The organism is Maribacter stanieri (assembly GCF_900112245.1).
Taxonomy (GTDB): Bacteria; Bacteroidota; Bacteroidia; order Flavobacteriales; family Flavobacteriaceae; genus Maribacter; species Maribacter stanieri.
Map to the genome: position 1 here is coordinate 517,902 of NZ_FOYX01000001.1, position 26,149 is coordinate 544,050.

Annotated in this window: 21 protein-coding genes; 8 read left to right on the forward strand and 13 right to left on the reverse strand. The window is 33.2% G+C overall.

Going from position 1 to position 26,149, the window contains the following annotated elements; all coding sequences use genetic code 11:
- Nucleotides 1–26: 26 nt before the first annotated feature.
- Nucleotides 27–791 carry an exodeoxyribonuclease III gene (locus BM296_RS02245; RefSeq protein ID WP_091901146.1) on the reverse strand — a complete coding sequence of 255 codons (765 nt, stop codon included), beginning with the start codon at nt 789–791 and terminating at the stop codon, nt 27–29.
- Nucleotides 792–906: 115 nt separating this feature from the next.
- Between BM296_RS02245 and BM296_RS02250 the strand changes: the two genes are divergently transcribed.
- Both BM296_RS02250 and BM296_RS02255 read left to right on the forward strand, forming a co-directional pair.
- The gene (locus BM296_RS02250; RefSeq protein WP_027065782.1) at nt 907–1,428 is read left to right on the forward strand and encodes a DUF3575 domain-containing protein; all 522 of its coding nucleotides are present in this window, start codon (nt 907–909) and stop codon (nt 1,426–1,428) included.
- 26 nt (nt 1,429–1,454) lie between these two features.
- Nucleotides 1,455–3,542, forward strand: a complete 2,088-nt coding sequence (locus tag BM296_RS02255; RefSeq protein ID WP_091901148.1) for a TonB-dependent receptor family protein — start codon at nt 1,455–1,457, stop codon at nt 3,540–3,542.
- A 1-nt stretch (nt 3,543) separates the two neighbouring features.
- On the opposite strand, the gene BM296_RS02260 is transcribed toward BM296_RS02255, so the two are convergent.
- Nucleotides 3,544–5,088, reverse strand: a complete 1,545-nt coding sequence (locus tag BM296_RS02260; protein ID WP_091901150.1) for a glycine--tRNA ligase — start codon at nt 5,086–5,088, stop codon at nt 3,544–3,546.
- A 36-nt stretch (nt 5,089–5,124) separates the two neighbouring features.
- Entirely contained in the window at nt 5,125–6,024 is a 900-nt protein-coding gene (locus BM296_RS02265; RefSeq protein WP_091901153.1) for a DUF8428 domain-containing protein, read from the reverse strand.
- Nucleotides 6,025–6,064: 40 nt separating this feature from the next.
- Between BM296_RS02265 and BM296_RS02270 the strand changes: the two genes are divergently transcribed.
- The gene (locus tag BM296_RS02270; RefSeq protein WP_091901154.1) at nt 6,065–6,772 is read left to right on the forward strand and encodes a ComF family protein; all 708 of its coding nucleotides are present in this window, start codon (nt 6,065–6,067) and stop codon (nt 6,770–6,772) included.
- Between the two features lie 43 nt (nt 6,773–6,815).
- The gene (locus BM296_RS02275; RefSeq protein ID WP_091901155.1) at nt 6,816–8,432 is read left to right on the forward strand and encodes an Ig-like domain-containing domain; all 1,617 of its coding nucleotides are present in this window, start codon (nt 6,816–6,818) and stop codon (nt 8,430–8,432) included.
- Here BM296_RS02275 and BM296_RS02280 read toward each other — a convergent pair.
- Nucleotides 8,416–9,201 carry an amidohydrolase gene (locus tag BM296_RS02280; RefSeq protein WP_091901156.1) on the reverse strand — a complete coding sequence of 262 codons (786 nt, stop codon included), beginning with the start codon at nt 9,199–9,201 and terminating at the stop codon, nt 8,416–8,418. The two genes, BM296_RS02275 and BM296_RS02280, sit on opposite strands and share 17 nt — an antisense overlap.
- A gap of 5 nt (nt 9,202–9,206) precedes the next feature.
- Nucleotides 9,207–9,671 carry an ankyrin repeat domain-containing protein gene (locus tag BM296_RS02285; RefSeq protein WP_027065776.1) on the reverse strand — a complete coding sequence of 155 codons (465 nt, stop codon included), beginning with the start codon at nt 9,669–9,671 and terminating at the stop codon, nt 9,207–9,209.
- Between the two features lie 131 nt (nt 9,672–9,802).
- Here BM296_RS02285 and BM296_RS02290 point away from each other — a divergent pair, with 131 nt between their 5' ends.
- From BM296_RS02290 to BM296_RS02300, 3 genes are all read left to right on the forward strand, one after another.
- A complete protein-coding gene (locus tag BM296_RS02290) occupies nt 9,803–11,998 on the forward strand; it encodes a PAS domain-containing sensor histidine kinase (RefSeq protein ID WP_091901158.1) in 2,196 nt (731 codons plus the stop codon).
- A gap of 16 nt (nt 11,999–12,014) precedes the next feature.
- Nucleotides 12,015–12,422 (forward strand): response regulator, encoded by a 408-nt coding sequence (locus BM296_RS02295; RefSeq protein WP_091901159.1) that lies wholly within the window; start codon nt 12,015–12,017, stop codon nt 12,420–12,422.
- 162 nt (nt 12,423–12,584) lie between these two features.
- Nucleotides 12,585–12,992 (forward strand): response regulator, encoded by a 408-nt coding sequence (locus tag BM296_RS02300; RefSeq protein ID WP_091901161.1) that lies wholly within the window; start codon nt 12,585–12,587, stop codon nt 12,990–12,992.
- Between the two features lie 2 nt (nt 12,993–12,994).
- On the opposite strand, the gene BM296_RS02305 is transcribed toward BM296_RS02300, so the two are convergent.
- Both BM296_RS02305 and BM296_RS02310 read right to left on the reverse strand, forming a co-directional pair.
- Entirely contained in the window at nt 12,995–14,329 is a 1,335-nt protein-coding gene (locus BM296_RS02305; protein WP_091902929.1) for a DUF5689 domain-containing protein, read from the reverse strand.
- Between the two features lie 32 nt (nt 14,330–14,361).
- On the reverse strand, nt 14,362–17,103 hold the full coding sequence (locus BM296_RS02310) for a TonB-dependent receptor (protein ID WP_091901163.1): 2,742 nt from the start codon (nt 17,101–17,103) through the stop codon (nt 14,362–14,364).
- A gap of 108 nt (nt 17,104–17,211) precedes the next feature.
- On the opposite strand from BM296_RS02310, the gene BM296_RS02315 reads away from it, so the two are divergent.
- Nucleotides 17,212–18,258 (forward strand): endonuclease/exonuclease/phosphatase family protein, encoded by a 1,047-nt coding sequence (locus BM296_RS02315; RefSeq protein WP_091901166.1) that lies wholly within the window; start codon nt 17,212–17,214, stop codon nt 18,256–18,258.
- Here the strand turns inward: BM296_RS02315 and BM296_RS02320 are convergent.
- The 6 genes from BM296_RS02320 to BM296_RS02345 all read right to left on the reverse strand — a co-directional run bounded on the left by BM296_RS02320 (nt 18,255) and on the right by BM296_RS02345 (nt 26,146).
- Nucleotides 18,255–18,851 carry a 3-keto-disaccharide hydrolase gene (locus BM296_RS02320; RefSeq protein ID WP_091901168.1) on the reverse strand — a complete coding sequence of 199 codons (597 nt, stop codon included), beginning with the start codon at nt 18,849–18,851 and terminating at the stop codon, nt 18,255–18,257. The genes BM296_RS02315 and BM296_RS02320 overlap by 4 nt on opposite strands.
- Before the next feature lie 17 nt (nt 18,852–18,868).
- On the reverse strand, nt 18,869–19,309 hold the full coding sequence (locus BM296_RS02325; protein WP_027065769.1) for a hypothetical protein: 441 nt from the start codon (nt 19,307–19,309) through the stop codon (nt 18,869–18,871).
- 94 nt (nt 19,310–19,403) lie between these two features.
- Complete coding sequence (locus BM296_RS02330) at nt 19,404–22,085, reverse strand: TonB-dependent receptor (protein ID WP_027065768.1); 2,682 nt, start codon at nt 22,083–22,085, stop codon at nt 19,404–19,406.
- A 170-nt stretch (nt 22,086–22,255) separates the two neighbouring features.
- Entirely contained in the window at nt 22,256–23,893 is a 1,638-nt protein-coding gene (gene pgi, locus BM296_RS02335) for a glucose-6-phosphate isomerase (RefSeq protein WP_091901170.1), read from the reverse strand.
- A gap of 1 nt (nt 23,894) precedes the next feature.
- Nucleotides 23,895–25,175 (reverse strand): peptidoglycan DD-metalloendopeptidase family protein, encoded by a 1,281-nt coding sequence (locus BM296_RS02340; RefSeq protein WP_091901172.1) that lies wholly within the window; start codon nt 25,173–25,175, stop codon nt 23,895–23,897.
- Nucleotides 25,175–26,146 (reverse strand): tryptophan 2,3-dioxygenase family protein, encoded by a 972-nt coding sequence (locus BM296_RS02345; RefSeq protein WP_091901174.1) that lies wholly within the window; start codon nt 26,144–26,146, stop codon nt 25,175–25,177. Before BM296_RS02345 ends, BM296_RS02340 begins: the two co-directional genes overlap by 1 nt.
- Between the last annotated feature and the right edge of the window lie 3 nt (nt 26,147–26,149).

Consider the following 26,149-nt stretch of genomic DNA (forward strand, 5'->3'; position numbering starts at 1 on the left):
AACCAAGGGTTCTTGCACCCTTTTCGCTAACTCTCTACCTCTATTAAAATAGGGCAATGATCACTATGCTTTGCTTCCGAAAGAATAACAGATCTAGTTAATCTATCCTTTAAAGTAGAAGCAACCATAGCATAATCTAAACGCCAACCTTTATTGTTATTTCTAGCATTTGCCCTATAGCTCCACCAGGTATAATTTTCTGGTTCAGAATTAAATTCCCTAAAACTATCTATGAAACCACTCTTTAAAAAATCTCCCAACCACTCTCTTTCAACCGGTAAAAACCCCGATACATTTTTTAATCCTACGGGATTATGAATATCTATGGCTTCATGGCAAATATTATAATCGCCAAGTACTATTAAGTTAGGATTTGTCAATTTCAGCTTATTGGCATATTCTTGAAAATCATCCATATATGTAAGTTTATGATTTAAGCGCTGCATATTTGTTCCCGATGGCAGATACATACTCATAACAGAAATATCTCCAAAATCTGCTCGAATATTTCTTCCCTCAAAATCCATATAATCTATACCAGTACCAAAAACAACTTTATCTGGCTCGGTTTTAGATAATATGGCTACACCACTATACCCCTTCTTTTGCGCACTATACCAATAGTTGTATTTATAACCTGCATCTTCAAATAAAGAAAGGTCTAATTGATCTTCATTTGCCTTAATCTCTTGCAAGCAGACTACATCTGGAGATACAGTACCCAACCAATCTAAAAATCCTTTTCTAATAGCCGCCCTAATTCCGTTTACATTATAGGATATGATTTTCATCTATCTACATTTTGGCTTAAAAATAAAAAAGAGTTGAAGATTAAAGGTGTATACTTTCTATTAAAATCATAATTTCACAGCTTTAAAATTTTATTTGCATATTAAAACGCATCTCATGTACAAGTTTATTTTATTCCTTTTAGTATTATTTACAACTACTTCTTCATTCGCTCAGGCTTATGGCAATGATGAAAACAGCCATGAAGTAAAGTTGAACATTGGTCAATTTTTAGTTTCCACTACGGTTGAATTTGGCTATGAATATTACATAAATGAAGATACAAGTATAGGAGGAACCCTATATTTTGATGGTAAGGCAACAGATTACAATGGTAACTTTGGTATTGGACCTAATTTAAGAGCATATTTTGGTTATGGACCAAAAAGTGGCTTATTTGCAGAAATATTTGGACTTTACTACACTGGTGAAGATGATGACGATTCTGAAAATTTAGGTAATAGAAATTACGACTATTCTACCGTAGCCTTAGGTCTAGGTGGTGGTTATAAATGGGCAACTAGGAGCCAAAAATTTACAATTGAACTAAATGGTGGACTAGGTAGAAATATTAATCCTGAAGATTTTCAAAATGACTTTATGTTCAAAGCCGGTTTATCTTTAGGTTTCCGCTTTTAATAGGTATTTTTGGGGTTTACACCTCTATGAACAAAATTTTACGACTATTACCGCTTATCATTATTTCATCAAATATTTTTGCGCAAACTACTATTGAAAATGATAGAATTACGCAATTAAACGAAGTAATTGTAATAGATACGCTTACTGCCAAAAACGCTATAGGCATCATTCCTTCGCAGACCATTGGAGCTTCAACTTTTTCAAATTATAGTCCAGTCGATTTTATCAGTTCCATAAATCAAATCTCTGGTTTGTATGCCCTATCTGGCGCACTGAACACTAACAGAATTACAATAAGAGGTGTAGGTTCTAGAACTCCTTTTGGTACGGATAAACTTAGACTTTATTACAATAACATTCCTGTTACCAACGGCACTGGTTCATCTACTATAGAGGCATTTGATTTAGAAAACTTAACTTCTGTAGAAGTTATCAAAGGCCCTAAAGGTTCAGGATTTGGAACGAACTTAGGTGGCGCAATTATATTAAATACAAAACAACTTAGCGACCAACCTACTAAATTCACCAATAATACTACTATTGGGTCTTACGGATTATTTAAAAATAGTTTAGGATTTACACATTCACAAAAGGATTTTTATATGACCTTTCAATATGGACATATGGAGATTGATGGATACCGCGAAAACAACAGATTTGAACGTGACGGATTTCTTTTAAACACCATTTTCAAACTTTCAGAAAAAAGTGAAATCGGACTTCTGGTAAATCATATTGATTACTCAGCTCAAATCGCTAGCTCAATAAGCCAAGAAGATTTTGATGAAGACCCTACACAAGCTGCCTTTACGTGGAGGTCAGCTAAAGGATACGAAGACAACAACTATAGTCTTATTGGTCTTTCTCACACATACAAGGCTAGTTCTAAACTAAAAAATACAACTAGTTTGTTCTATACTTATTTAGACCACTACGAACCCGCACCCTTTAATATTTTAGATGAAAATACAAATGGATACGGACTGAGAACTTTGTTTTCTGGCAATATTAACATTCTTGACAATTCTCTTTTTTACACTTTTGGCGGCGAACTTTATAAAGATGAATATTCTTGGGGAACTTTTGATAATCTATACCAAGAGAATAATGGCAATGGAAGTCTACAAGGCGATAGGCTATCTCAAAATAAAGAATTTCGCAGTCAAATAAACGCATTTGCTACAGCTTCTTATTCTTTAACAACTAGATTAACCGCGCAATTAGGATTAAACATTAATAAAACCCAATATGACTTTAGGGACCTTTTCAACTCAGGAGATACTAATACTAGCGCCAACAGAGATTTTAAAGCACTATTCTTACCAAGTTTAGATATTAATTACACTGTTTCACCAACCAATCAATTTTACGCAAATATTAGCCGCGGATTTTCTAATCCAAGTCTTGAGGAGACTTTAACACCTGAAGGAATAATTAATCCCGATATCGTTCAAGAAACCGGTACAAACTATGAAATAGGCATCAACCATAAAAGCCAAAATGATAGGTTAAAATTAGATATCGCTTTTTACCTAATGCCCATTAAAAATTTACTGGTAGCTAAACGTGTTAGTGACAACCAATATATTGGCCGTAATGCCGGCAAAACAAAACACCAAGGTGTTGATCTAGACTTCAGCTACAAAATTAAAATTTCTGATAAAATAAGAATTTCACCATTTATAAATTACACGTATAGCAATCACAAATTTGTAGATTTTATAGATGATGAAGCCAACGAAGATTATTCTGGAAATGCATTGACCGGAGTACCAAAATATAAAATTAACTCAGGAATACAGACCAATTTTGGAAATGGTTTGTTTGCAAATATTACTCACCAATTTATTGACGAAATTCCGCTTACAGATGCAAATTCCCTCTACAGTGATTCTTTTAATATTTTAAACTTAAAATTAGGTTATAAGAATCAAATATCAGAAAAGTTTCGAGTAGGATTAGAATTTGGCATCAACAATTTAACCAACACAAAATATGCGCAGTCTGTCTTAATAAATGCTAGTGGATTTGGAGGAAATGCCCCAAGGTATTTCTACCCTGGGAACAATCTAAATTATTATGGTGGTGTAAAATTAACCTACACCTTGTAGTTTATTCTATTTTCTTCAACCACGTCTTCATATCTACCGCATCATGAATAATACCATTTAATGCAGATATAGCAACACGCTCTTGTTCCATAGAATCTCTATGTCTTATAGTAACTGTTTGATCTTCTAATGTTTGATGATCAACAGTAATACAGAATGGAGTACCATTAGCGTCTTGTCTTCTATAGCGTCTACCAACGGCATCTTTTTCATCATAAGTAACATTAAAATCCCACTTAAGGTCATTTACAATACTATGAGCAACTTCTGGTAAGCCATCTTTCTTCAATAGTGGTAAAATTGCTGCTTTTACCGGTGCTAAAACTGCTGGCAGCTTTAGAACGGTTCTAGTAGTATCGTTCTCTAATTGTTCTTCTCTTAGTGAATTTGAAAATACTGCCAAGAACATTCTATCTAAACCAATAGATGTTTCCAATACATAAGGCACGTAGTTTTTATTTACCTCGTGATCAAAATATTGTAATTTCTTACCTGAAAACTTCTCATGACTACTTAAATCAAAATCAGTACGGGAGTGAATTCCTTCCAATTCTTTAAAACCGAATGGAAAACGAAATTCAATATCTGATGCCGCATCAGCATAATGTGCCAATTTCTCATGATCATGAAAACGATAATTATCTTTCCCTAAACCTAATGACAAGTGCCATTTCATTCTTTTTTCTTTCCAGATTTCGTACCATTCTTTTTGAGTACCTGGTTGAATAAAAAATTGCATTTCCATTTGTTCAAATTCTCGCATTCTAAAAATGAATTGTCTAGCAACGATTTCATTTCTAAAAGCTTTACCGGTCTGTGCAATTCCGAAAGGAAGTTTCATTCGACCAGATTTTTGAACGTTCAAGAAGTTTACAAAAATACCTTGCGCAGTTTCCGGTCTTAAAAATAAGTCCATAGCACTTTCTGCATTGGCACCTAATTTTGTACCGAACATCAAATTGAACTGCTTTACATCTGTCCAGTTTTTAGATCCAGACATTGGACAAGCAATATCCAACTCCTCTATAAGTGCTTTTACGTCAGCCAAATCTTCATTTTGCAAAGACTTACCTAACCTGCTTAAAATTGTTTTTCCTTGTTCTTGATAATCGACTACACGCTGATTCGTTTTTAAGAAAGTCTCCTTATCAAAAGCTTCTCCAAAACGTTTTGCAGCTTTATTGACCTCTTTTTCAATTTTAGCATCGATTTTAGCGACATAATCTTCTACTAGAACATCAGCTCTATATCTTTTCTTGGAATCTTTGTTATCTATTAATGGGTCATTAAAAGCATCTATATGCCCTGATGCCTTCCAAGTTAATGGATGCATGAAAATAGCAGCATCTAGTCCAACAATATTGTCATTAAGTTGCACCATGGCTTTCCACCAATACTCACGTATATTCTTTTTTAGTTCTGCACCGTTTTGACCGTAGTCATATACAGCACTTAACCCATCATAAATTTCACTAGATTGAAATACATAACCGTATTCCTTGGCGTGAGAAATTACACGCTTAAAATCATCTTCTTGCTTTGCCATTATGTAAAAATAGAATAATACCTAAAAAAAAAGTAGTTATTTCAGTTGAAATTCTGAAGAAGTAATCAAACGTTCGTCTTCAAACACATTTAATGTGTAATTACCTTCCATTAAAGAACCTTCTGGAATGGTAATAGATTCACAGATATACATGTCAACTCCAGTAAAAGAAAATTCAACTCTTTTACTATAAACATTTCCATTAACAGTAATAGTATTGGCGTTGTCTTCAATGATCTGCTTGTTAGGATCAAGAAACTGTAAATAAACTATTTTGTCATTACCGGCTTCACTTTCGTCTGCCAAAATAGTTACACAACCTCTTAATTTCTCTATAATTGATGCCTTATTGGTTTTGGTTGGTTTTGTTCCACGAATTAATCTAAAACCGCTTCCTTCAGAATTAGCCATTTTTAAATAACTCTTGGTCTTTAATTTCTGGTTTAGTTCTAAGATTTTTCTTCTCTGTAAAGCTTCCGCTTCTGCTAAAGAGTTACTATTAGCTCTAAGATTTTCTATTTGCTTACGAGACTCATCATACTTATCTGTAAGTAACATGTTATTATAACGTAAAAAATTGTTCTTTAAAATTAAGCTATCGTTTTTAGATTCTAACCTACGTAACTCTGTTTTAAACTCTCTTAATTTTTTTACGGTAAAATTTAAACGCCCAACTGAATCTAAAAGCTCTTGAACTTTAAATTTTGAATCTTGTAATTCAATTTCGTTCATCTCACTTTTAGCAGATAAACGATCCACATCTGCTTTCATCAAAGTAAGGTCTTTTACCAAAATTGATTTTTCTTGTTCTAGAAAATCTATTTCAGCATTTGACTGGGCATAACTATAATAGAAAGCAATTAATAATGCTATAATAACCGCAACAAATGCCGCGAGTATTATTTTATAATTGAATTTGTTATCTTGACTGTCCATTTAATAAGTGGGCTGTAGGTTGTTTAATCTGTAAAATTTGATGAAAAACAGAATTTCAAATATACTAAAGGATGTTACCAACATACTGTTACCCATATCATGTTTTGGATGTAATGCACGATTATATAGAGGAGAGGTTATACTCTGCACATCTTGCCGACATCAATTACCTCTTACCGAGTACACATTTAACGATGAAAATGCCGTTGACCGTATTTTTTATGGTCGAATTAACATAAAAAAGGCAAATTCATTCTTATTCTTTACCGAAATTGGAATCGTAAAAAATCTCATACATTTTTTAAAATATAAGAATCAAGAAGGAATAGGACGGTTTTTGGGCGATTGGCACGGTCAAATTCTAAAAGAACAAGGCGATTTACCACAAATTGATTTTGTTATTCCTATTCCCCTTCATCGAAAAAAATTAAAAAAAAGAGGCTACAACCAAGTGACACTTTTTGCTAAACAAATAGCCTTTCATATTAATGCTGTTTATGCAGATGATTTACTTGTTAAAACAGCTAACACAAAAACACAGACCAAAAAAAATAGATTAAGCAGATGGTATGACAACCGGTCTTTATATGAGATAAAAAATAGTGAAACCCTTATAAATAAAACCATTTTATTGGTTGATGATGTAATTACCACTGGTGCTACTATGGAAATTTGTGCCAATACTTTTAAAGATATTGAGGGTGTAGAAATTTACATTTCTAGCATTGCTGTAGTTCCAAAGAATTAAATTCTATAAATATGTTGTTTCTTTGCGGTCGATAATCACACTAATGAGCAGAAAAATTTTAGGTTTTATATTTGTTTTTATCATTGTTTTGGTATCCTATCAATGTGCACAACGTGGCACCCCTACTGGTGGACCAAAAGATATTACTCCTCCAGAATTAACAAGAGCAGAACCACCTAATTTGACGACCAATTTTAAGGGCAATAAAATTAGGCTCTACTTCAATGAATTGGTAAAATTAAAAGATATTCAAAAACAACTTATAATATCTCCTCCCTTAAAAAATTCGCCTGTACTTTCTCCAATGGGGAATGCTAACAAATATGTAGAAATAATTATTAAAGACACCTTAGAACCTAATACCACATACACCTTCAACTTTGGGCAAGGAATTGTAGATAATAATGAGGAAAACCCAAATTCATTTTTTACCTATGTTTTTTCTACCGGCAATTATATTGACTCTTTAGAACTTACAGGAGTTGTTAAAGATGCATTCAATAAAAAAGCAGATGATTTTGTTAGTGTAATGCTCTATAAAATAGACACAAGCTATACAGACTCTACAGTTTATAAAAAGCCACCCAATTATATTACCAACACACTCGATAGTGCCGTAATATTTAAACTAAAAAATTTAAAAGAAGGAAAATATGCCCTATTTGGTATAAAAGATGCCTCTAGCAACAACAGATTTGATCAAAAAACAGATAAAATAGGGTTCGTAAAAGATACTATAAATCTACCAACAGATTCCATTTACCTACTGAATCTTTTTAAGGAAATACCAGATTACGGTGTTGCCGTGCCTAGTATGGAAGCAAGTAACAAAATTAGCTTTGGCTATTATGGGGTTGGTACAGATATAAAGATTGAATCTCTTACAGAAATACCAGACTCTGTTAGAACCAAGATTATGAAAGAAAGAGAAAAGGACACTATCAATTTTTGGTTTACACCTTATGAAATGGATTCCCTTCTTTTTACGATTACCAATGAAGCATTAAAAATACAGGACACATTTAAAGTAAAGAATAGAAAAGTTGCATTTGATTCATTAAAAATAGCAATGAGCCAAAAAGGCAATATTGAAATGAACAAACCTATTAATCTTCTTAGCAATACGCCGTTAGTTAGTTTTGATAGTACCAAAATAAAATTGATGGATAAGGATTCTATTGAGATAGCTTACAAATTAAAGCTGGATACATTAGAAAATTTATTGAATTTCGATTTTAAAATTGACCCTGACCAAAGCTATAGAATGGAGCTTATACCGGGTGCCGTGACAGATTTTTTTGAAACTACTAATGATTCTGTGGCATATTCCTTTAAAACCAAAAGCATAGCGGACTATGGAAACTTAACCTTAAATCTAAATGGCAATTCAATTATCTACCCCATAATTGTTCAGCTAACGAACGAAAAGGGCGCTATACAACGCGAGATTTACGCTACCGAACCGCAGCAATATGTTTTTGACAATTTAAATCCTGGTAAATACCAAGCTCGTGTAATATTCGACAATAACGAGAATGGAAAATGGGATACAGGCAGTTTCTTAGAAAAAAGACAACCTGAGAAAATAAGTTATTATCCTACATTAATAGAATTACGGGCTAACTGGGAAAAAATAGAGACATTTAATCTAATAGACTAAACCTATCCCTATCATTTAAAAAGGGTAGTTTATTCCGTATTAAATCTATTTCATTCTTAACGACATCAACAATTAGCACCTCTTCTTTTTTTGAAAGGGAAATTAATTCCCCAAGAGGGTCATATAAACTTGAGTGACCAGGGTAATTGTGTCCTAATCCGTCGGCTCCAACACGATTTACACCAATACAATATGCCATATTTTCAATGGCACGTGCTTTTAATAGAGCATCCCATGCATTAATTCTTGGAGTTGGCCAATTTGCAGCATATAATAGAATGTCAAAATCTTCTGTATTTCTACTCCATATAGGAAAACGAAGATCATAACAGATTAATGGACAAATGGCAAATCCCTTATAATTAACAATTAATCTTTTATTACCTGCGGTGTATTTTTCATGCTCTCCTGCCAAAGTAAAAGTATGTCTCTTGTCATATGTAACATATTTTCCATTGGGTTCTACAAAGAAAAGTCTATTGTAATGTGTATCATCCTCATTAAATACAATACTGCCTACTACTGCGCTATTTATATTGGCAGCCATATCCATCATCCAACTCAATGTAATTGACCCTTCTTCATTTTTAATATTCTCTGGAGACATGGTAAAGCCTGTTGAAAACATTTCTGGAAGAACAATTAAGTCAACATCTTCTACAATTTGTTCAATTTTAGCACTGAACATTTTCCTATTGGCACTTGGATTTTCCCAATGTAATGCAGACTGAATTAGAGCTATTTTCAAATTACCTTTTTCTTGTGCCATACATATTATTCAAGCATATCTATAAAAGCATTTAAACCCTGAGTTTTTGCATGATCCAATGCTGTATTTCCCCTATTATCTTTAATTGTTTTATCCGCACCATTTGCCATTAATAATTTGGCTATTTCCAAACGGTTAAATTGTGCCGCATAAATAAGGCAAGTTGCACCCATTGCATTTCTTTCATTCAATTGCGCACCTTTCTCAATCAGCAATTTTGCAATATCTGTAAAACCTTTAAAACAAACACCCATTAAAGCAGTGTTTCCAGAAGCATCTACAGCATCAATTTTTGCTCCCTTGTCTAAAAGCAACGTTGCAATCTCCATTTCATCATAGTATGTAGCCAAAATTAATGGGGTTGACCCTCTAGTGTCTTTACTGTTAATAAGTACAGGGTTCTTTTCTAACATAGACTTAACCTCATTAAAACTACCCTCTCTAATGGCCTTAAAAAAAAACTCGTTCATAATCTTACTTTATTAAAAATCCTATAAAATTTAGAAAAAAAGTGATTAAATCATGAAGTATTTTCTTACTTACCAACTATTTTTTCTTACCTTAAAGGAAATATGTACCTTTAAATTTAAATCAATAACTTTTGAAAACACTGGCCGTTGACTTTCTTTTAAAAGAGTCCCCCAATGCAATTGCTATCGTCGATACTAAGTTAAACTTTATTAGCTACTCTAACCAGTGGCTGCGTAAATTTACCTTAAACGACAACGATATTATCGACAAACATCTTTTTGATGTTACTATAGAAACACCCGATTTTTTCAAAACTGCGCTTGAAAATGGAGTTAAAGGGAAAGAGGATATTAACCACGGGCAAAAATTTGTTTTGCCCAGTGGAAAAATACAGTGGTTAAAATGGAAAATTCTACCATCAACTTATGATACTAATGGTTTTGATGGAGCAATAGTGTTTTTAGATGATATAACTATAGATAAAAAAGAAATTGAACTCCTTCACAAAGCAGAAGAAGTTGCCAGAATAGGCTGCTGGGAACTTGATTTAAAAACCGGATTGATTAACTGGACCAAAACTACTAAAGACATTCATGAAGTTGATGAAAATTTCACACCCAACTTAGAGGACGGAATTAACTTTTACAAAGAAGGAACTCATAGAGATAACATTACAAAATTAGTAGGTGCAGCAATTGCTGATGGCAAACCGTTTGATACAGAATTAATAATTGTAACCGCGAAAGGGAATGAAGTTTGGGTTTGTGCAAAAGGTGAAGTAGAATTAGTAAACGGTCATGCTTCAAGACTAGTTGGTACTTTTCAAGATATTGATGAACGTAAAAAAGTTCAGTTAGCACATAAAGAAATTACCGAGCGCCTTAAAATTACCACCAAAACAGCGAAAATTGGAACATGGGAATATGATCTTTTAGAAAATGAATTAATATGGGATCAAGAAATGTATAAAATTTTTGATGTTAAAGAAGATCAGTTTTCAGGAGCTTTCGAAGCTTGGTCATCAACTATACATCCAGAAGATAAGGAAAAGGCACTAACAGCTACTAATGACGCCATAAATGGAATTAAAGATTTTGATGAAGAGTTTAGAATAAAGCATAAGAATGGCTCAGTTAAACATATTAAAGGTCTCTCTAAAACAATTAAAGATTTTAATGGTAAAGCTATTAAAATGACAGGTGCAAACTGGGATATTACAGAATTGCGAAGTGCAGAACTTAAACTAGCCAAGAGCACTGAAACTTTTGCAGAAACTTTTGAACACTCTTCTATTGGTATGGCACTTGTAAGCCCTGAACTTAAATGGCTAAAAGTAAATAAAAGCTTATCTAAAAGCTTAGGGTATTCAGAAGAAGAATTACTAAAAATGAAAACTACAGATATTACTTATCCAGATGATTTAAGTAGTAGTGAAGTTTTTAAATCTAAAGTATTCAGTGAAAATAATAATAATTTACAATTGCAAAAAAGATACTTTCATAAAGATGGAAATGTAGTACACGCTATTATTGGGGTTACACCTGTAAGAGATTTAAATGAGAAACCAAGTCATGCCATTGTTCAATTTTTAGATATCACCAATAGTATTGAATCACAGAATAAATTAGAAGCTTTAGTAGAGGTTACAAAGAGCCAAAATGAGAGCCTTACTAATTTCGCACATATTGTCTCTCACAATCTAAGGTCGCATTCTACTAACATGACAATGCTGACTAAATTTTTAAATGAAGAGAAAGATGAAAATGAACGTCTAAATTTAAATAGAATGATTACAAGTGCTACTGAAAGTTTATCTGAAACTATTGATCATTTAAATGATGTAGTTTTAGTAAAAACAGGAGCTCTAGAAAAATTACAGAGCATTAGCATACTTAATACTATTAACCAAATTACAAAAAGCATAAACGGTTTACTAGAAGAACAAAGTGCAACTATAAAAATAGATGTATCAAAGTCTCATTTTGTAAATGCCGTTCCTGCTTATTTGGAAAGTATATTTCTTAACATTCTTACAAATGCTTTAAAATATAGGTCATCTGAACGAACTCCTATTATTGAAATAAAATCTAAAGTAAAGGGTGATTTTATCCAAATATCATTTAAAGATAATGGTCAAGGTATTGACTTAGAAAAACACGGTGATAAAATATTTGGTATGTATAAAACATTCCATAAACATAAAGATGCAAAAGGTATAGGTCTTTTTATTACAAAAAACCAAATTGAAGCAATGAGCGGTACTATTTCTATAGAAAGTATTGTTGATAATGGTACCACAATATTTATAGAACTTAAACACAACTAACTAAAAAAAACTGAATATGAAAAAAGTTCAACTTTGCTGCATAATTGACGATGACCCTATATTCGTTTATGGAACAAAAAGAATTATTAAAGAAGTAGATTTTGCAGAATCTATTCTTGTCTACAGTAATGGACAAGATGCACTTGACGGACTAACGAAAATTTTCTTAGCTAAAGAACCATTGCCAGATGTAATATTTTTAGATTTGAATATGCCGATTTTAAACGGTTGGGAATTTTTAGATGAATTTAAAAACTGCCAAAGTGAAAGATCAAAATCTATTACAATCTATATCATTAGTTCTTCTGTAGACCCTAGAGATTTAGAACGAGTTAAAGATTACGATCAAGTTGACAACTATATTTTAAAACCGATAACTCCTGATGATCTTGCGAAGATTCTAGGCGCTGTCGTGGAAGGATAATTTATATATATCAATCAGTGTTAAGTCCATTGCTAATTGCAACGATTAGTGTAATTTTTTTTCAAAAAAAGGTTATCTTAATTACATAACTTAGCAAATAAATTTGATTACTCCATATAAAAATCTAAATCTGGGTAAGATTTACTATTGAATTATTTTAAAATGAGCGTATTTACAAGTTGTTGTATTATAGATGACGACGAATTTTTTTCTGTTAGCGGTAAGAATATTTTAAAGCAACATAATTTTAGCGATAATATTCTATACTATACTGGTGGTCAAGAAGCTCTTGATGGTCTCATAGGTTTGTTAGTTGAAAATATTACCCTTCCAGATGTTATTTTTTTAGATTTAAATATGCCAAATAGAGATGGCTGGTCTTTTCTAGAAGAATTTGAACAATTACCTGAAGATAAAATAGAACATATTCAAATTTATATCACCAGTTCATTTATAAGCCCTACTTACATGGAGAAGGCAAAAAATTATAAATTGGTTAAAGATTACATTGTTAAGCCATTAACTGAAAGTACGGTTAAAAAAATAATAGACGCAAAAGAAAACGGATAAAATTATCGCACACCAGGTGTAAAATCTACTGGAGCATTCTGTGGCTGATTGATGGTGCCTTCATCACCAGTATCATTAAAAATTACCCACTCAATTGGTTTAAAAATAGGGCTACCAAATTCTATTTCTATATTTCTAACCGCCCTACCATCTTCAAATTCATGGTTAGTGTTACTCCCATCTTGTCCCACAACTCCAAACAAATCTATAATTTTCCCAAAAGGGTCTTCTAGAACTATATTATCATCTCCATTGGAATCTGCCGGAGAATTAGTGCCCGCAGAAATGTCTGGAGCAAAGCCGTAAACTTCTTCAAATTCCTCTGCATTTGGAGAAATCACTAATAATTCTTTCCCTTCCATTACAGAATCAGACAAATCGATTGTGGAACTAACTTCAGTATTATCATTTGTGTATCGTAGCAAAGACCAACCTTTTAAAGACAAACTTTCATTACCAGCGTTATAAAGCTCTATAAATCTTGCACCCGCATTATTGTCAGGGTCTGCTATTTCAGTTATTAAAATGGAATTAGAAGTAAATTCATCAACAAAATCCTCACATCGTTCCTCATTAAAATTTAGGTCATTCTCATCTCTTATTATCAATTGATATTCATTCTTGTCTAAAGTCAAAATACCAGTAGCACCACCCATTTTATCTGGAACTATCTTAGATTGAAAATCAGCGTAACCACTATTTAAAAGTACCAACTCTTTATCACTGCAGTCAACTAGTGTCCTTAAAGTTTCCTCTTCCTCAACTGCATAACTCTTGCCTAGCTCATCTAACTTAAATTCCACGTTATTCACCTTCACTAGAGTATTTACCATGTTCTCATTTAATTCAGATATAGCAACTGAAGTCGGCAGAATACCATTGTTCTCTTTACAAGAGACCAAAACATGATCAAAAACAACATTTTTAGGTAATCTACCCACACTTATATTACCAAAAGAAGTAAGTACACCACCAATCTTATAAATACCATTAGATTGCCCTAAATACAATCCCTTTAATTTTATGGTTATTTGCTGACCAACATCAAAAAACAAATGAGAATCTCTTAACTCTAACTCCAATTGTAGACCTTCAGTAGGATTAGCAGGAGCGTCTTGAAAAAAGACAACATTGAAAAAATTGCCTTTTATATCAGAGGAAATAACATATCCCTGAACAGCAATATCTTCTTGAATTTGAACAGTTTTATCTATATATAAACTTTTTAGCTCTGAAATACTTATGATTGTAAAATTGGAATTTGAACATTCAATCTCAGGCGTATTGAATTCTCTGTTTTTAACACAAGAGCCAAGCACTACACACATTGCTATCATCAAATAAAATATGTTGCTATTACCATTCATATTTAAAAACTAAATGCAAAATTTAAAAAATATGTTCTACCGAAACCATACCAATATTTTGGAGCAAATGATGGATTACCACTTAAATTATCTTGCTTTAACTGACCATAATTACCATTTCTACTTTGTTCATATCCACCAGTTCTGAAAGTGGTATCAAATACATTATTAATACTTGCAAAAACACTTATATACTTGCCCTTTCTAAGCCAAGATTTACCACCAACCATATTTAACAAATAAAAATTATCAAGCGGTTTTTGCTTTAATAATTTTTGAACATTTTCATCTGTTGCATCCGTAAACCTCAATTGTGTCTCAGGGTCAATTAAAAAACTTTGAGTTCTAGTAATGGTAGATATATTAGCATAATTATTCCCTAGATAATTAGCCGACCCACTTATCCACCAGTATTTGGGGTCTCTATATTCGATACCTGCTGCAATAGCTTTTTGCGGACCTTGTGCCAGTTTATACCCTTTTACGGCAGATTGTCCTAAAAACTTTGAACCAGAAACATCGATTAAGTCTTCACTTGCCCCTGCCGTATCGAAATTAATGGTCACGAACGGATTGCTCGCATATTCATATTTTGCTATTGAAGTAACCAAAGAGAGCTTAACCGCACTAGATAACTGATACTCTATACCAAGCTCTGCACCTAAATGTAATTTGTCTAAGTCAGTTAAAACTTCTTGAACAAAATCTGAACCTACACCTGAGTCAACAAAAAAGAAATTTACATCTGTAGTATTCTGAAAACGGGTATAAAAGCCAGTTAACCGCCCGGTAAGTTTTGGCATTCTTAAAAAATAACTGGCATCTACACTGGTTATTCTTTCACTTTGTAAATCGGGAACTATCGCATTATTTTCTCTGGGATTGATAAATATATTTTGCAGAACCGGTCCTCTGTTAATATGTGCGGTATTTACAGCTACCCAATGCCTACCTGTTATAGTATATGTTGCACCAGATTTAATAGACCAATTTGAGAATTTTATTTGCTCACTTTCCCCGATAGAATTATCAAGGAACCGTTCATTCTGGAACAAACCATTTCTTCGAAAATTATCTAAAACGTACTTTCCTGTCACAAATACTTTAACCTTGTTATAATTTGCATTTAACTGGGTAAAAATTGCTGTATTACTACCGTTCAAGTTATAATTGTAATTGAATATTTCTTCTTCAAATTTATTTACATCAGATGAAGTATCGTTGAGCGTTTCTGAAAATGTATCAATATCACGATGATATGCTGCCCCCAACAAATCATTTATTTGAGCAAAGTTTTTTGAACTAAGTCTTTTATGTGTAAAACCAATATCAACTTTTAAATGACTGTTGACATCAATGTTCGAGGTTATGTTTGCGGTAAATTGATTATCCTTAATTACATCATCATATAACACATAAGCTGCCTCTCCCCCTTGACTTATACTACTATTAGCTTTATACAAATTTTCCCAATCTAATTGTGGATTTAATACAAACCCCTCCTTTGCTTGAATAGCACTTTCATAGTTTGCACCTATTGGTGAGTTCAGATAAAAACTTGGTAAATACCTGTAATAAGTGGGGTCAGGATTGGGTGCATTAAAATAACCTAATCTACTTCGCTTGTAGCTCCCTGTTTGATATCCCAAACCTGCATTAATGCGTAAACCTTTGGACTCATGATTATAATTCAACAAAAACAAAGGTTCACTAATATTACGCTCTCTAGAATTTCGAATTTTCCCGTATTGCAGACCTGAATAAGGATTGTATTTATTTCCTTGAATTTCATAAACCTCTTCTGTAATGGCAGATGAACGCCCTCTTCTGTTTGATGCAACTATTGCGGTAGTAGAAATTGTATTTTTTTCATTTAGGAGATATTCGAATGAACCATAAACCGAATAAGAATCATACAATGTACCATCAATATAACCTTGTTTTGCCCAACGTCTAGAAGCAGAAATTATATATGCAAATTTCTCATTTTTAACTCCAGAATTATAGGTAGCCATGAGTCTGCCGCTATAAGTTCTGTTAGATATTGATGAAGATAATCTAGTACCCGGTCTTAAACCAGATGGTCGTAAGTCAATATTTGTATTTCCTAAAATACCACCAAAAGTAAAATCTGAAGCACCTAAACCATTAGAATATTGCTGATTTCTAATTACATCATTTAAGCCTCCCCAATTATTCCATTGAGGTCTGCCATCGTACATTTTATTCATTGGCAACCCATTAAGGTGTACTTCTCCATATTGTGAATCGTAGCCTCTAACCCTAAAAAATGCCTGTCCGAAATCAAAAGCGGCCCTGTTTAGAAAAATATCTTTCGTTGATTGTAATAAAGCTAGTGCGTTAGAATTTACCTCATCATCTAACAATTCGTCATCAGTAATATTGACTAGGTTAATTTCTTTCTCAACCGTAATATCACGTTCTAAAAAAATTACACCTAAATCAATTTCATTTCCAATTAGATGTAACGGTATTCGTTTCGGATTATAATCTGGTGCATATATTTGTAAAATATAATCTCCAGTAATTGAGACGACCATAGCAAACTGTCCCAAATTATTGGTTGTAATTGAGTTTGCCTCACCTTCTAACATTACTTCTACATCCGTAATTAGCTCACCTTTAATTTTATCCTTCACCACTCCTCTAATGGTAGACGTATTTTGAGCCTGAAGTGAAAATATTCTAAGAAAAAATAATAATAAAAGCGCATTCCTAATCATACGATACCTTAACACCTTATTAGTGAGCCCTTAAGATACTATTTTAAGAAATAATTAACATTAAAAATCCGTATACTCGCTATTTATTAAGATAAAATACCCTCAACAATGCGCTTTTTATGTTTTTTGTTCTTTCTGTTCCCACTATACTTATTAGCTCAAGACGGTAGTACCTATCAAATTAGAACCATAGCATTTTATAATCTAGAAAATCTATTTGATACTAAAAATGATACCTTAATTTTTGACGACGATAGAACTCCTACAGGAAAAGATAATTGGACAGAAGAACGTTATCAGCAAAAAATAGAGCAAATGTCAAAGGTTATATCTGAAATTGGCTCAATAGATAACGACACCGCACCAGATATTGTAGGTGTTTGTGAAGTAGAAAACCTAAATGTTTTACAAGACTTAATACAACATAAAAATCTGTCTATTTACAACTATGGAATTGTACATTATGATTCTCCTGATGAGCGAGGCATTGACGTAGCCCTACTTTACAAAAAGAGTGCTTTTGTTCCCGTAAATTTCAATAGCCACAGGTTATTACTCTTCAATTTAGATGGAAAACGAGATTACACCAGAGATCAGTTAATTGTTGAAGGGTTATTAGATAATGAAAAAGTACTTTTTATTGTTAATCATTGGCCATCTAGAAGTGGAGGCGAAGCAAGAAGCAGACCATATAGATTAGAAGCCGCAAAATTAAATAAACGTATTATAGATTCCGTTAGAAGACAAGACCTAAATGCTAAAATAATAAGTATGGGAGATTTCAACGATGACCCTATAGACCCTAGTTTCAAAAAAATTCTAAAAGTACAGAAGAATTTTAAAAGCTTAGATTCCGTTGGATTATACGGACCTATGGAAAAACTATTTAAAAAAGGAAGGGGATCATTAGCATACCGAGACAGATGGAATCTATTTGATCAACTTTACATGACTTCTAGCTTTATAAACAAAGAAAAAGATAGTTACAGCTACTGGAAAGTAGGTATATTTTCTCCCAACTATCTAATGGATCCAAAAGGAAAATATGAGGGCTACCCTTTTAGAACATATGCTGGCGGCAGCTATATTGGTGGTTATAGCGACCATTTTCCTGTCTTTCTTCATTTAATTAAGAAAGTAAATAAATCAGATTAATCTAATTCTTCAATTTCTATATTTTTCCACTTTACTTTAATACCTCCACCAGAGTGTATTTGTAACAAAATTGCACCTTCTCCTTTACCAATACGCCTATCCTTTAAAGAAACCATTTCAACACCGTTTATCCAAGAGGTTACCACTTTGCCTTCAACTTTGATTTTCATATGGTTCCAATCCCCAAATTTTAAAGCTTCGTCTTTATCTGCTGTTGGCTTAATTAACCATTCTCTACCGTAAGATTCATAAATACCGCCTGTAAAAGCACCTGGAGGGGCAACTTCCACTTGCCAACCACTAACAGTTGTACCTTCTACATTAGAGCGAATAAACACACCGCTATTACCATCAGCTTCTTGTTTAAAATCTAAATCAAGTATAAAATTCTTATAATCCTTATCCGTTCCTAAATACCCATACTCAGCATCAGGTCCGCTTTCACATATTAATAAACCTCCTTCTACATACCATTTTTCAGTTCCGTAGATAGTCCAACCATCTAAATTTTGTCCATTGAAAAGTTCTTGCTTTTGAGCGAACATTGAAGCACTAAAAAGCACCATCAATATTATTGACGAAATTTTATTCATTATAAAATTTTATAAGATTAGTTAAACCATTGACCCCAAGGAATTCTGCTAAGAATTAGCAACAATCCTATTCCGTAAAATATAGCAATACTCTTAAATTTCTTATTGCCTTCTACAAACTTCTTGTGTCTAGACCAGCCAATAGTTATAGCTGCTATTGCCAGTATGTTAATGAAAGGATGCTCTACCGCCAATAAACGTGCCGCCGAAGACAAACCACCCATGCCAAATTCTTGAATTGCACTTAACCCACTTGGAGAAACAAAGTATAGTATTAACCCTATTAATAATTGAATATGGCATAAAATAAGTGCAAACAGGCTTAATCTAAGATCTTTGCCCATATTAAAAATTCTCTTTCCTACTAGACCAGAAATAGCGTTGATAACCGCTAAGACCAATACAGCCAATGCTATATATGCCAAGTAAGAATGTAACATGTGAATAGTTTCGTACATAGTTCTATAATTTAAGTTTTAAATGTACTGATTTTTGGGCATAAAAAAACCCTGACTTTGCAGTCAGGGTCTATTTTTACTCTTAATATTTTTACTAGAATTCGTAACGTAAAGTAACGTTCCAAGTTCTACCCCAACCAAAGTAACCTTGGTTAGATACAGCTATACCTTTATACAATTCATCACCAGCTTCTGCAAAATTAGCAGTAGTCAATGTTGAAAGATACTCAGTATCAAGTAAGTTGTTAATGTTACCTCTTATTTTCAACTGCTTTAATTTATCAGCACCTAAAGGAACTCTAAAAGTAATACCAGCATCTAACAAGTTGTAAGAAGGTAATTTCAAATTCTCTTTAACAGCACCAACATCAGAATATAAATTATCATAATATCTCCAATCAGAATCGATAGAGAATTTTTGGTTGATTTTATAAGCAAAACCTAAACCACCAGATAATTGTGCAGCACCACCAACTTTACCACCGTCGTAATCAACGGTTTCAAAGCTAATTATGTTTCTATCTTCATCAGCAACCTGCGTAGTTGCATCACCTTTATATTCCCAATCTCCTACAGAAAATTGACCATTTATAGATAGGTCTGCAATAGGTCTAAGTTTAAAATCTACTTCAACACCAGAGTGTAATTGCTCAGTACCAAAATTGGTTGTAAACTGAAGAACATCATCAACTATGTTAGAGCTAGATACAACTCTATCTTTCCAAGAAGTTCTATACAAGTTAACGTTAGCAGAGAATATTGAACTTTTGAAACCATAACCAGCTTCTAAACCAAAAATCTTTTCATTTTCAGTTAACGGGTTTACTTGGTTTGTAAAGTTTAAGTAAATATTATCGTGGTAAGGCTGACGATTGTAGTAACCAGTGTTTACATAAAATGCGTGAGCTTCAGAAACTTTATAGCTTAAACCTGCTTTAGCGTTGTAACCTAAGTTATCTACTTTTTCAGAATCTGTACCAGGAGTAATACCAGCTGGTATAGGCTCATCTGTACCTTGACTAGAAGTACCATCGATTAATGCTTGATCCGCATATTGAAAAAAGTCAAATCTTTGGTGAGATTGGTTAGAAACCGAACCTTGGAAAAATGCAGACATATTATCTGTAGCATACTCTAATTGCGTAAACAAACCACCGTAAGAAATACGCTCATCATTGCTATATGCAATTTTTTGATCTTCAGGATAAGAATCAAAAGCAGCAGCCCAACCAGAAGGTCTAAAGCTTTCTGTTGCCAATACATTCTTATAAGTACCAAAAGTACCATATCTCTCGTGATTGTTATTTTGATCTCTTAAACGAATTGTTTCTGCCCAAGAATCAAGACCATGAAAATCAGAAACAACTCTAAAGTGCTTACCGTAATATGTTCTTAAATCAAAACCTACATTCCAAGAAAGTTCATCTGTAATTTTAGTTTCGAAGTTTGAAATTAAACCGTACCAGCTATGTAAGTTCATAGAAGAACGAGTAACATAACCTCCACCAGCTGTAAAATAACCACCAGCTCCATTTTCAATTTCACCGTTAGCAGCGTAAATAGCATCATAATCAATACGACCTTCGGCAGTTCTAATTCTGTTACCACGGTCACCAGTACCACCACCATTACCCCAAGAGGCATATAATACAGTAGAAAGGTTTGATTTATCACTGATAGTAAAATCCCAGTTTAAGTTAGCAACCGGTTTATGGTAAAAGTTTCTTCTTTCAGTTTTGTACTCACCATTGTAAGTACCCCAGTTATTATTGTAACGTAAACCATATTGCTGATAATCAGCTATAGATTTTGTAAAGTTTTGATCGTGAAATTGTGGTGCACCAGTTAATAACAAGTTAAAACCATGCTTTTCATTTGGTCTAAAACCAGCAGAAATAAAATAAGTTTGACCTTCACCAAAGTTACCTTCGTTGTAACCATCTCCTTGCCAGTGTGAAAGCATTACACTTAAACCCCAACCTTTTTCAGAAACACCTGTGTTATAACCTGCAGAAGTTTTAATATAGTTATCGTTAGCTACAGTTGCATAACCAAAACCACCTTCGTTCATTTCTGTTGCTTTAGTTACGAAGTTAACCGTACCACCAACAGAGGAAATCGCCAATTTAGAAGAACCTAAACCACGTTGAATTTGAACTCCACTTGCAATATCATTTAAACCAGACCAGTTAGACCAGTACATTTTACCGTCTTCCATACCGTTAATTGGCTGACCATTTAAAAGAAAGGCAGTGTTATCTTGCTCAAAACCACGAACTCTCATATCAGAATCACCAAAACCACCTGCTTGACCAGATACATATACAGAAGGAGTATTAACCAATGTCATGGTAATATCTTGTGTACCTATCTTCTCTTGAATAATCTCAACAGGAATAGAAGAAACAGCAATTGGAGTTTGTCTATCACTAGCAAGGTCAATAATACCTCTACCAACAACAACAACACCTTCTAATTCTTCAGCATTAGGCTCTAAAACAATTGAACCAATATTACCAGCAGAAGTAAAAGCAATCTGCTTTGAATCGAAACCGATATAAGAAATAACCAATGTTCCAGATTCAGCACTTACATTGATTGTAAAATTTCCATCAAAATCAGATGAAGCACCATTTGTAGTACCCTTTACCATTACGGTAGCACCAGGCAGTGGTGAATTTGTGTCACCATCTAATACGGTACCTGTAATAGTGCCTTGTGAAAAAGCAGTTACGGTCATTAAAAATGCCGCTATTGCAAAATACATTTTTTTCATTTTTTCAAGTATTTGTTAGTTTTTTAACTTGCTGCAAAAGTCTTTTAATTTTTGTCCTCTAACGTTAAGGTAACGTTAAATCAGCAGTGCAAAAATACCGTAAAAAATGAAACAATGAAACTGAATATTAAATAGTTATAGTTTTTAGATTAAGATTGTAGAATTGCCAATTATTTCTTAAAATATCGAAGAAGTTGCAACGTTGAGCTGTCATGTTTTGATATTTCTGAATTTTTAATATCATCTAAAATTGTACCCGCCAATTGTTTTCCTAATTCTACACCCCATTGATCATAGCTAAAAATATTCCAAATAACACCTTGTACAAAAATTTTATGCTCGTAAAGCGCTATTAATGAGCCTAATGACTTTGGAGTAAGCTTTTCTATCAATATTGTATTCGTAGGCTTGTTACCTGTGAACACTTTAAATGGAGCAAGCTTGTTAATTTCTAATTCTGATAAATTTTTAACTTTTAACTCTTCTACGACTTCTTCTTTCGTCTTACCATTCATTAAAGCCTCTGTCTGTGCAAAATAATTAGCCATCAATTTATCATGATGATCTTTATCTCCATGCAAAGAATGCTTGAACCCAATAAAATCTGTAGGAATCAATTTAGTCCCTTGATGTATTAATTGAAAGAACGCATGCTGAGAGTTAGTGCCTGGTTCTCCCCAGATTATTGTACCTGTTTCATAACCAACGGTATTGCCAGCTCTATCTACACTTTTACCATTACTTTCCATTATGCCTTGCTGTAAATATGCAGAGAACCTACTTAAGTATTGAGCGTAAGGAATTATAGCTTCTGTTTCAGCGCCATAAAAATTATTATACCACACACTTACCAATGCCATAATTACAGGAATATTCTCTGAAAATTCAGTTTCCTTAAAATGAACATCAACCTCATTGGCACCTTCTAATAGCGCATCAAAATTTTCATATCCAACTGCTAAGGCAATTGTAAGACCAACAGCACTCCATAATGAGAATCTACCACCTACCCAATCCCACATAGGAAATACATTCGCCAGATCAATACCAAATTCAGCAATTTTCTCACTGTTTGTTGAAACTGCCGCAAAATGTTTTGCTATATCTTCTTGTGTACCATGCTTTAAAAACCATTTCTTAATAGTAGTAGCATTACTTAAGGTTTCTTGGGTTGTAAATGTTTTAGAAACAACCACGAATAAAGTCGTTTCTGGGTCTAACGTTTTTAAAATTTCATGAACATGGTCTCCATCTACATTACTAACAAAATGAATGGATAAATGATTCTTATAAAATTTCAACGCCTCGGTTACCATCGCCGGACCTAAGTCTGATCCTCCAATACCAATATTTACTACATCAGTAAAAGCCTTACCAGTGTATCCTTTTAAATCTCCGTTGATTACTGAACTAGTAAATTCTTTTATATGTTCTTTTACTTCATAAATCTCTGGTATTACATTTACGCCATCTACCAAGACTTCATCATCTTTCTTAGCACGTAACGCGGTATGCAAAACAGCTCTACCCTCTGTTTCATTAATTAAGGCACCATCATAATAATCCTTAATAGCTCCTTTTAAATTAACCTCGTCAGCCAACTTAAGTAACAACTGCATTGTTTTCTCAGAAATTCTGTTTTTAGAATAATCAAAAAGAAAATCGTTCCATTGTAGCGTGAACTTTTCTGCCCTATTGGCATCCGAAGAAAATAAACTTCTTAGGTGTGTACCTTTAGTTTCTTCATAATGAGCCGTTAACTTTTTCCAAATGTCAGTTTGTTGTGGGTTAATTTTATCTAGTGCCATTTTATTGATTAAGTGTTAGTAAATCCTCTTCATCTTCTAATAAAACCTTAGGATATATAATACAATCCAATTGTTCTTTATAGGTAGAGATATATGTAAAATATTCTTCTTTTAATGAATCATGCAAGGGTTCTGCTTGTGGCAATTCCTCTCTTAAAGGATCAACCTGTCTTCCATTTTTCCAAAAACGATAACAAACATGTGGACCTCCTGTATTACCTGTCATACCTATCCAACCTATTACATCGCCTTGCCTTACAAATTCGCCCTTTTTAACATTTTGAGCTTTCATATGCAGATACTGGGTAGAGTATGTAGCATTATGCCTAATTTTTACATATTTACCATTACCACCCCTTCTCGTTGATTCTTCAACCGTACCATCGGCAGTTGCCATTATAGGCGTTCCAATAGGTGCAGCATAATCAGTACCCTTGTGTGGACGCAATTTGTACCCGTAATATTTAATTCTTCTTTTTAGATTGTATCTAGAAGATAACCTACCATATTCAACAGGCATTCTTAAAAATGTTCTTCGAAGATTATTTGCTTCTTCATCAAAATAATCTACAATACTTCTTAAAGAATCATTTTCATAAGCAAAGGCATAAATAGGTTTACCGTTATGCTCAAAATAAGCGGCCTCTATTGGCTCAGCACCTGCATAAACCGTATCGTTTATATATTTTTCATTGTAGATAATCTTGAACTTATCATTCTTTTGTAGTCTAGAAAAATCAATAGTCCAAGCATATACATTTGCCAAGTTGTGAGTAACATTATAATCTACCCCTTGATCCAATATCGCCTCTGACAAACTGGATTCTATAATCCCGGAAACTTCACGTTGAACAAATTTCACCTTGTTTTTATCCTTATACACCTTCACGCTATCACGTAAATCTACTACCGTATAATTAATTGGGTCGTTCTCATAAATAAATACCTGAGCCTGTGCCAATGTATCTTTAGATTGTAAGATAACATATGGCTTACCTACCCTAATTTTACGAACATCAAAACTGTCTCTAAAATTTTCTGAAATAGATAAGACCTTTGGATAATCAACTTTATGCTCTTGCATTAATTCACCAAAACTATCACCATACCTCACTGTATCTAGTTTAACATTGAATTCATCTAAATTAAAACCAAATCTTTCATTTACTTCTGGCACTTCAATTACACCAATCTCTTGCGCTATATCTTTCTTCTGGTCATTAGCGTCTTTGCATGATGCCATTAAAGTCAACACTAATATTATGCCCCAATATTTCTGCATTACTCTACTCTTGATTTATCTGGATTTAACATATGGTCTACCCATTGCTTACCCCAATTATTTAATTCTTGCTCTGTATACAATTCTGGAAAAAACACAATCTTCTGAAAGCTTGGTGGTAAATACTCTTTCCAATTTGTACCTCCCGTAGCCTCAATATCACCAGTATCTTTTCTTAAATACCTATGGGCAGAACCCATATGCATTAATTGCCAATTTATATTGGCGTTCATATCTAAAGTTTTTAACGCACTTACCAATGCACTATCTTCTCTTTGCTCTTTGGGTAAACTTAAGTATTTATGATATATTGTTGCGTTTTCCACCTGTTTGGCAATTCTTATTAACCTTGGCGTATATCGATACTCAAACTGTTTTAATGTTAAAGTTTTTTCTCCGGTAGATAAGTCTGTCGCTCCCTTTTTCCAATAGATATATTCGTACAATTCTTCAATGGAATCTTTTGATGAAAACTGAGCCCTATCTGTAACGTGAACCAAATTTTCTAAAGGAGTAGCGTACAACTCAATCATTCTAAATTGCGCTGATTGAAAACCACTTGCAGGAAGCAATGCCATACGGTATTGCAAAAACTGCTCACGCTCCATACCCTTTATCATTACACTAAAAGAGGATATAAGTACTTTATAATAGCTATTGACCCTTCTAACTTTTTCTATAAAAAATTCTAAGTTTCCACTTTTATCATCTACCAATTGTTTTTGCTCATGCAAAATCAATTTAAAATACAGTTCAGTTATTTGATGGTACATGATGAAAATTTCTTCATCAGGAAAGTGTGTTCTTGGAACCTGTAAGCTAAGTAAGGTATCTAAATGAATATAGTCCCAATAGGTAAGATAACGCTGGTGTAATAAGCCATCTAAATAAGAGCCTAAATCTTGCCCTGAATCTTTATATTTTTCTTCTAGTTTAGATATCTGGGATTCGATTTTCTCTTTATCTTCCATTTA

Excerpts from the sequence above, each read along its gene's own strand:
- BM296_RS02245 (WP_091901146.1), bottom strand. The coding sequence starts at position 791 with ATGAAAATCATATCCTATAATGTAAACGGAATTAGGGCGGCTATTAGA.
- BM296_RS02250 (WP_027065782.1), top strand. The coding sequence starts at position 907 with ATGTACAAGTTTATTTTATTCCTTTTAGTATTATTTACAACTACTTCT.
- BM296_RS02255 (WP_091901148.1), top strand. The coding sequence starts at position 1,455 with ATGAACAAAATTTTACGACTATTACCGCTTATCATTATTTCATCAAAT.
- BM296_RS02260 (WP_091901150.1), bottom strand. The coding sequence starts at position 5,088 with ATGGCAAAGCAAGAAGATGATTTTAAGCGTGTAATTTCTCACGCCAAG.
- BM296_RS02265 (WP_091901153.1), bottom strand. The coding sequence starts at position 6,024 with ATGGACAGTCAAGATAACAAATTCAATTATAAAATAATACTCGCGGCA.
- BM296_RS02270 (WP_091901154.1), top strand. The coding sequence starts at position 6,065 with ATGAAAAACAGAATTTCAAATATACTAAAGGATGTTACCAACATACTG.
- BM296_RS02275 (WP_091901155.1), top strand. The coding sequence starts at position 6,816 with ATGAGCAGAAAAATTTTAGGTTTTATATTTGTTTTTATCATTGTTTTG.
- BM296_RS02280 (WP_091901156.1), bottom strand. The coding sequence starts at position 9,201 with ATGGCACAAGAAAAAGGTAATTTGAAAATAGCTCTAATTCAGTCTGCA.
- BM296_RS02285 (WP_027065776.1), bottom strand. The coding sequence starts at position 9,671 with ATGAACGAGTTTTTTTTTAAGGCCATTAGAGAGGGTAGTTTTAATGAG.
- BM296_RS02295 (WP_091901159.1), top strand. The coding sequence starts at position 12,015 with ATGAAAAAAGTTCAACTTTGCTGCATAATTGACGATGACCCTATATTC.
- BM296_RS02300 (WP_091901161.1), top strand. The coding sequence starts at position 12,585 with ATGAGCGTATTTACAAGTTGTTGTATTATAGATGACGACGAATTTTTT.
- BM296_RS02305 (WP_091902929.1), bottom strand. The coding sequence starts at position 14,329 with ATGATAGCAATGTGTGTAGTGCTTGGCTCTTGTGTTAAAAACAGAGAA.
- BM296_RS02310 (WP_091901163.1), bottom strand. The coding sequence starts at position 17,103 with ATGATTAGGAATGCGCTTTTATTATTATTTTTTCTTAGAATATTTTCA.
- BM296_RS02315 (WP_091901166.1), top strand. The coding sequence starts at position 17,212 with ATGCGCTTTTTATGTTTTTTGTTCTTTCTGTTCCCACTATACTTATTA.
- BM296_RS02320 (WP_091901168.1), bottom strand. The coding sequence starts at position 18,851 with ATGAATAAAATTTCGTCAATAATATTGATGGTGCTTTTTAGTGCTTCA.
- BM296_RS02325 (WP_027065769.1), bottom strand. The coding sequence starts at position 19,309 with ATGTACGAAACTATTCACATGTTACATTCTTACTTGGCATATATAGCA.
- BM296_RS02330 (WP_027065768.1), bottom strand. The coding sequence starts at position 22,085 with ATGAAAAAAATGTATTTTGCAATAGCGGCATTTTTAATGACCGTAACT.
- pgi (WP_091901170.1), bottom strand. The coding sequence starts at position 23,893 with ATGGCACTAGATAAAATTAACCCACAACAAACTGACATTTGGAAAAAG.
- BM296_RS02340 (WP_091901172.1), bottom strand. The coding sequence starts at position 25,175 with ATGCAGAAATATTGGGGCATAATATTAGTGTTGACTTTAATGGCATCA.
- BM296_RS02345 (WP_091901174.1), bottom strand. The coding sequence starts at position 26,146 with ATGGAAGATAAAGAGAAAATCGAATCCCAGATATCTAAACTAGAAGAA.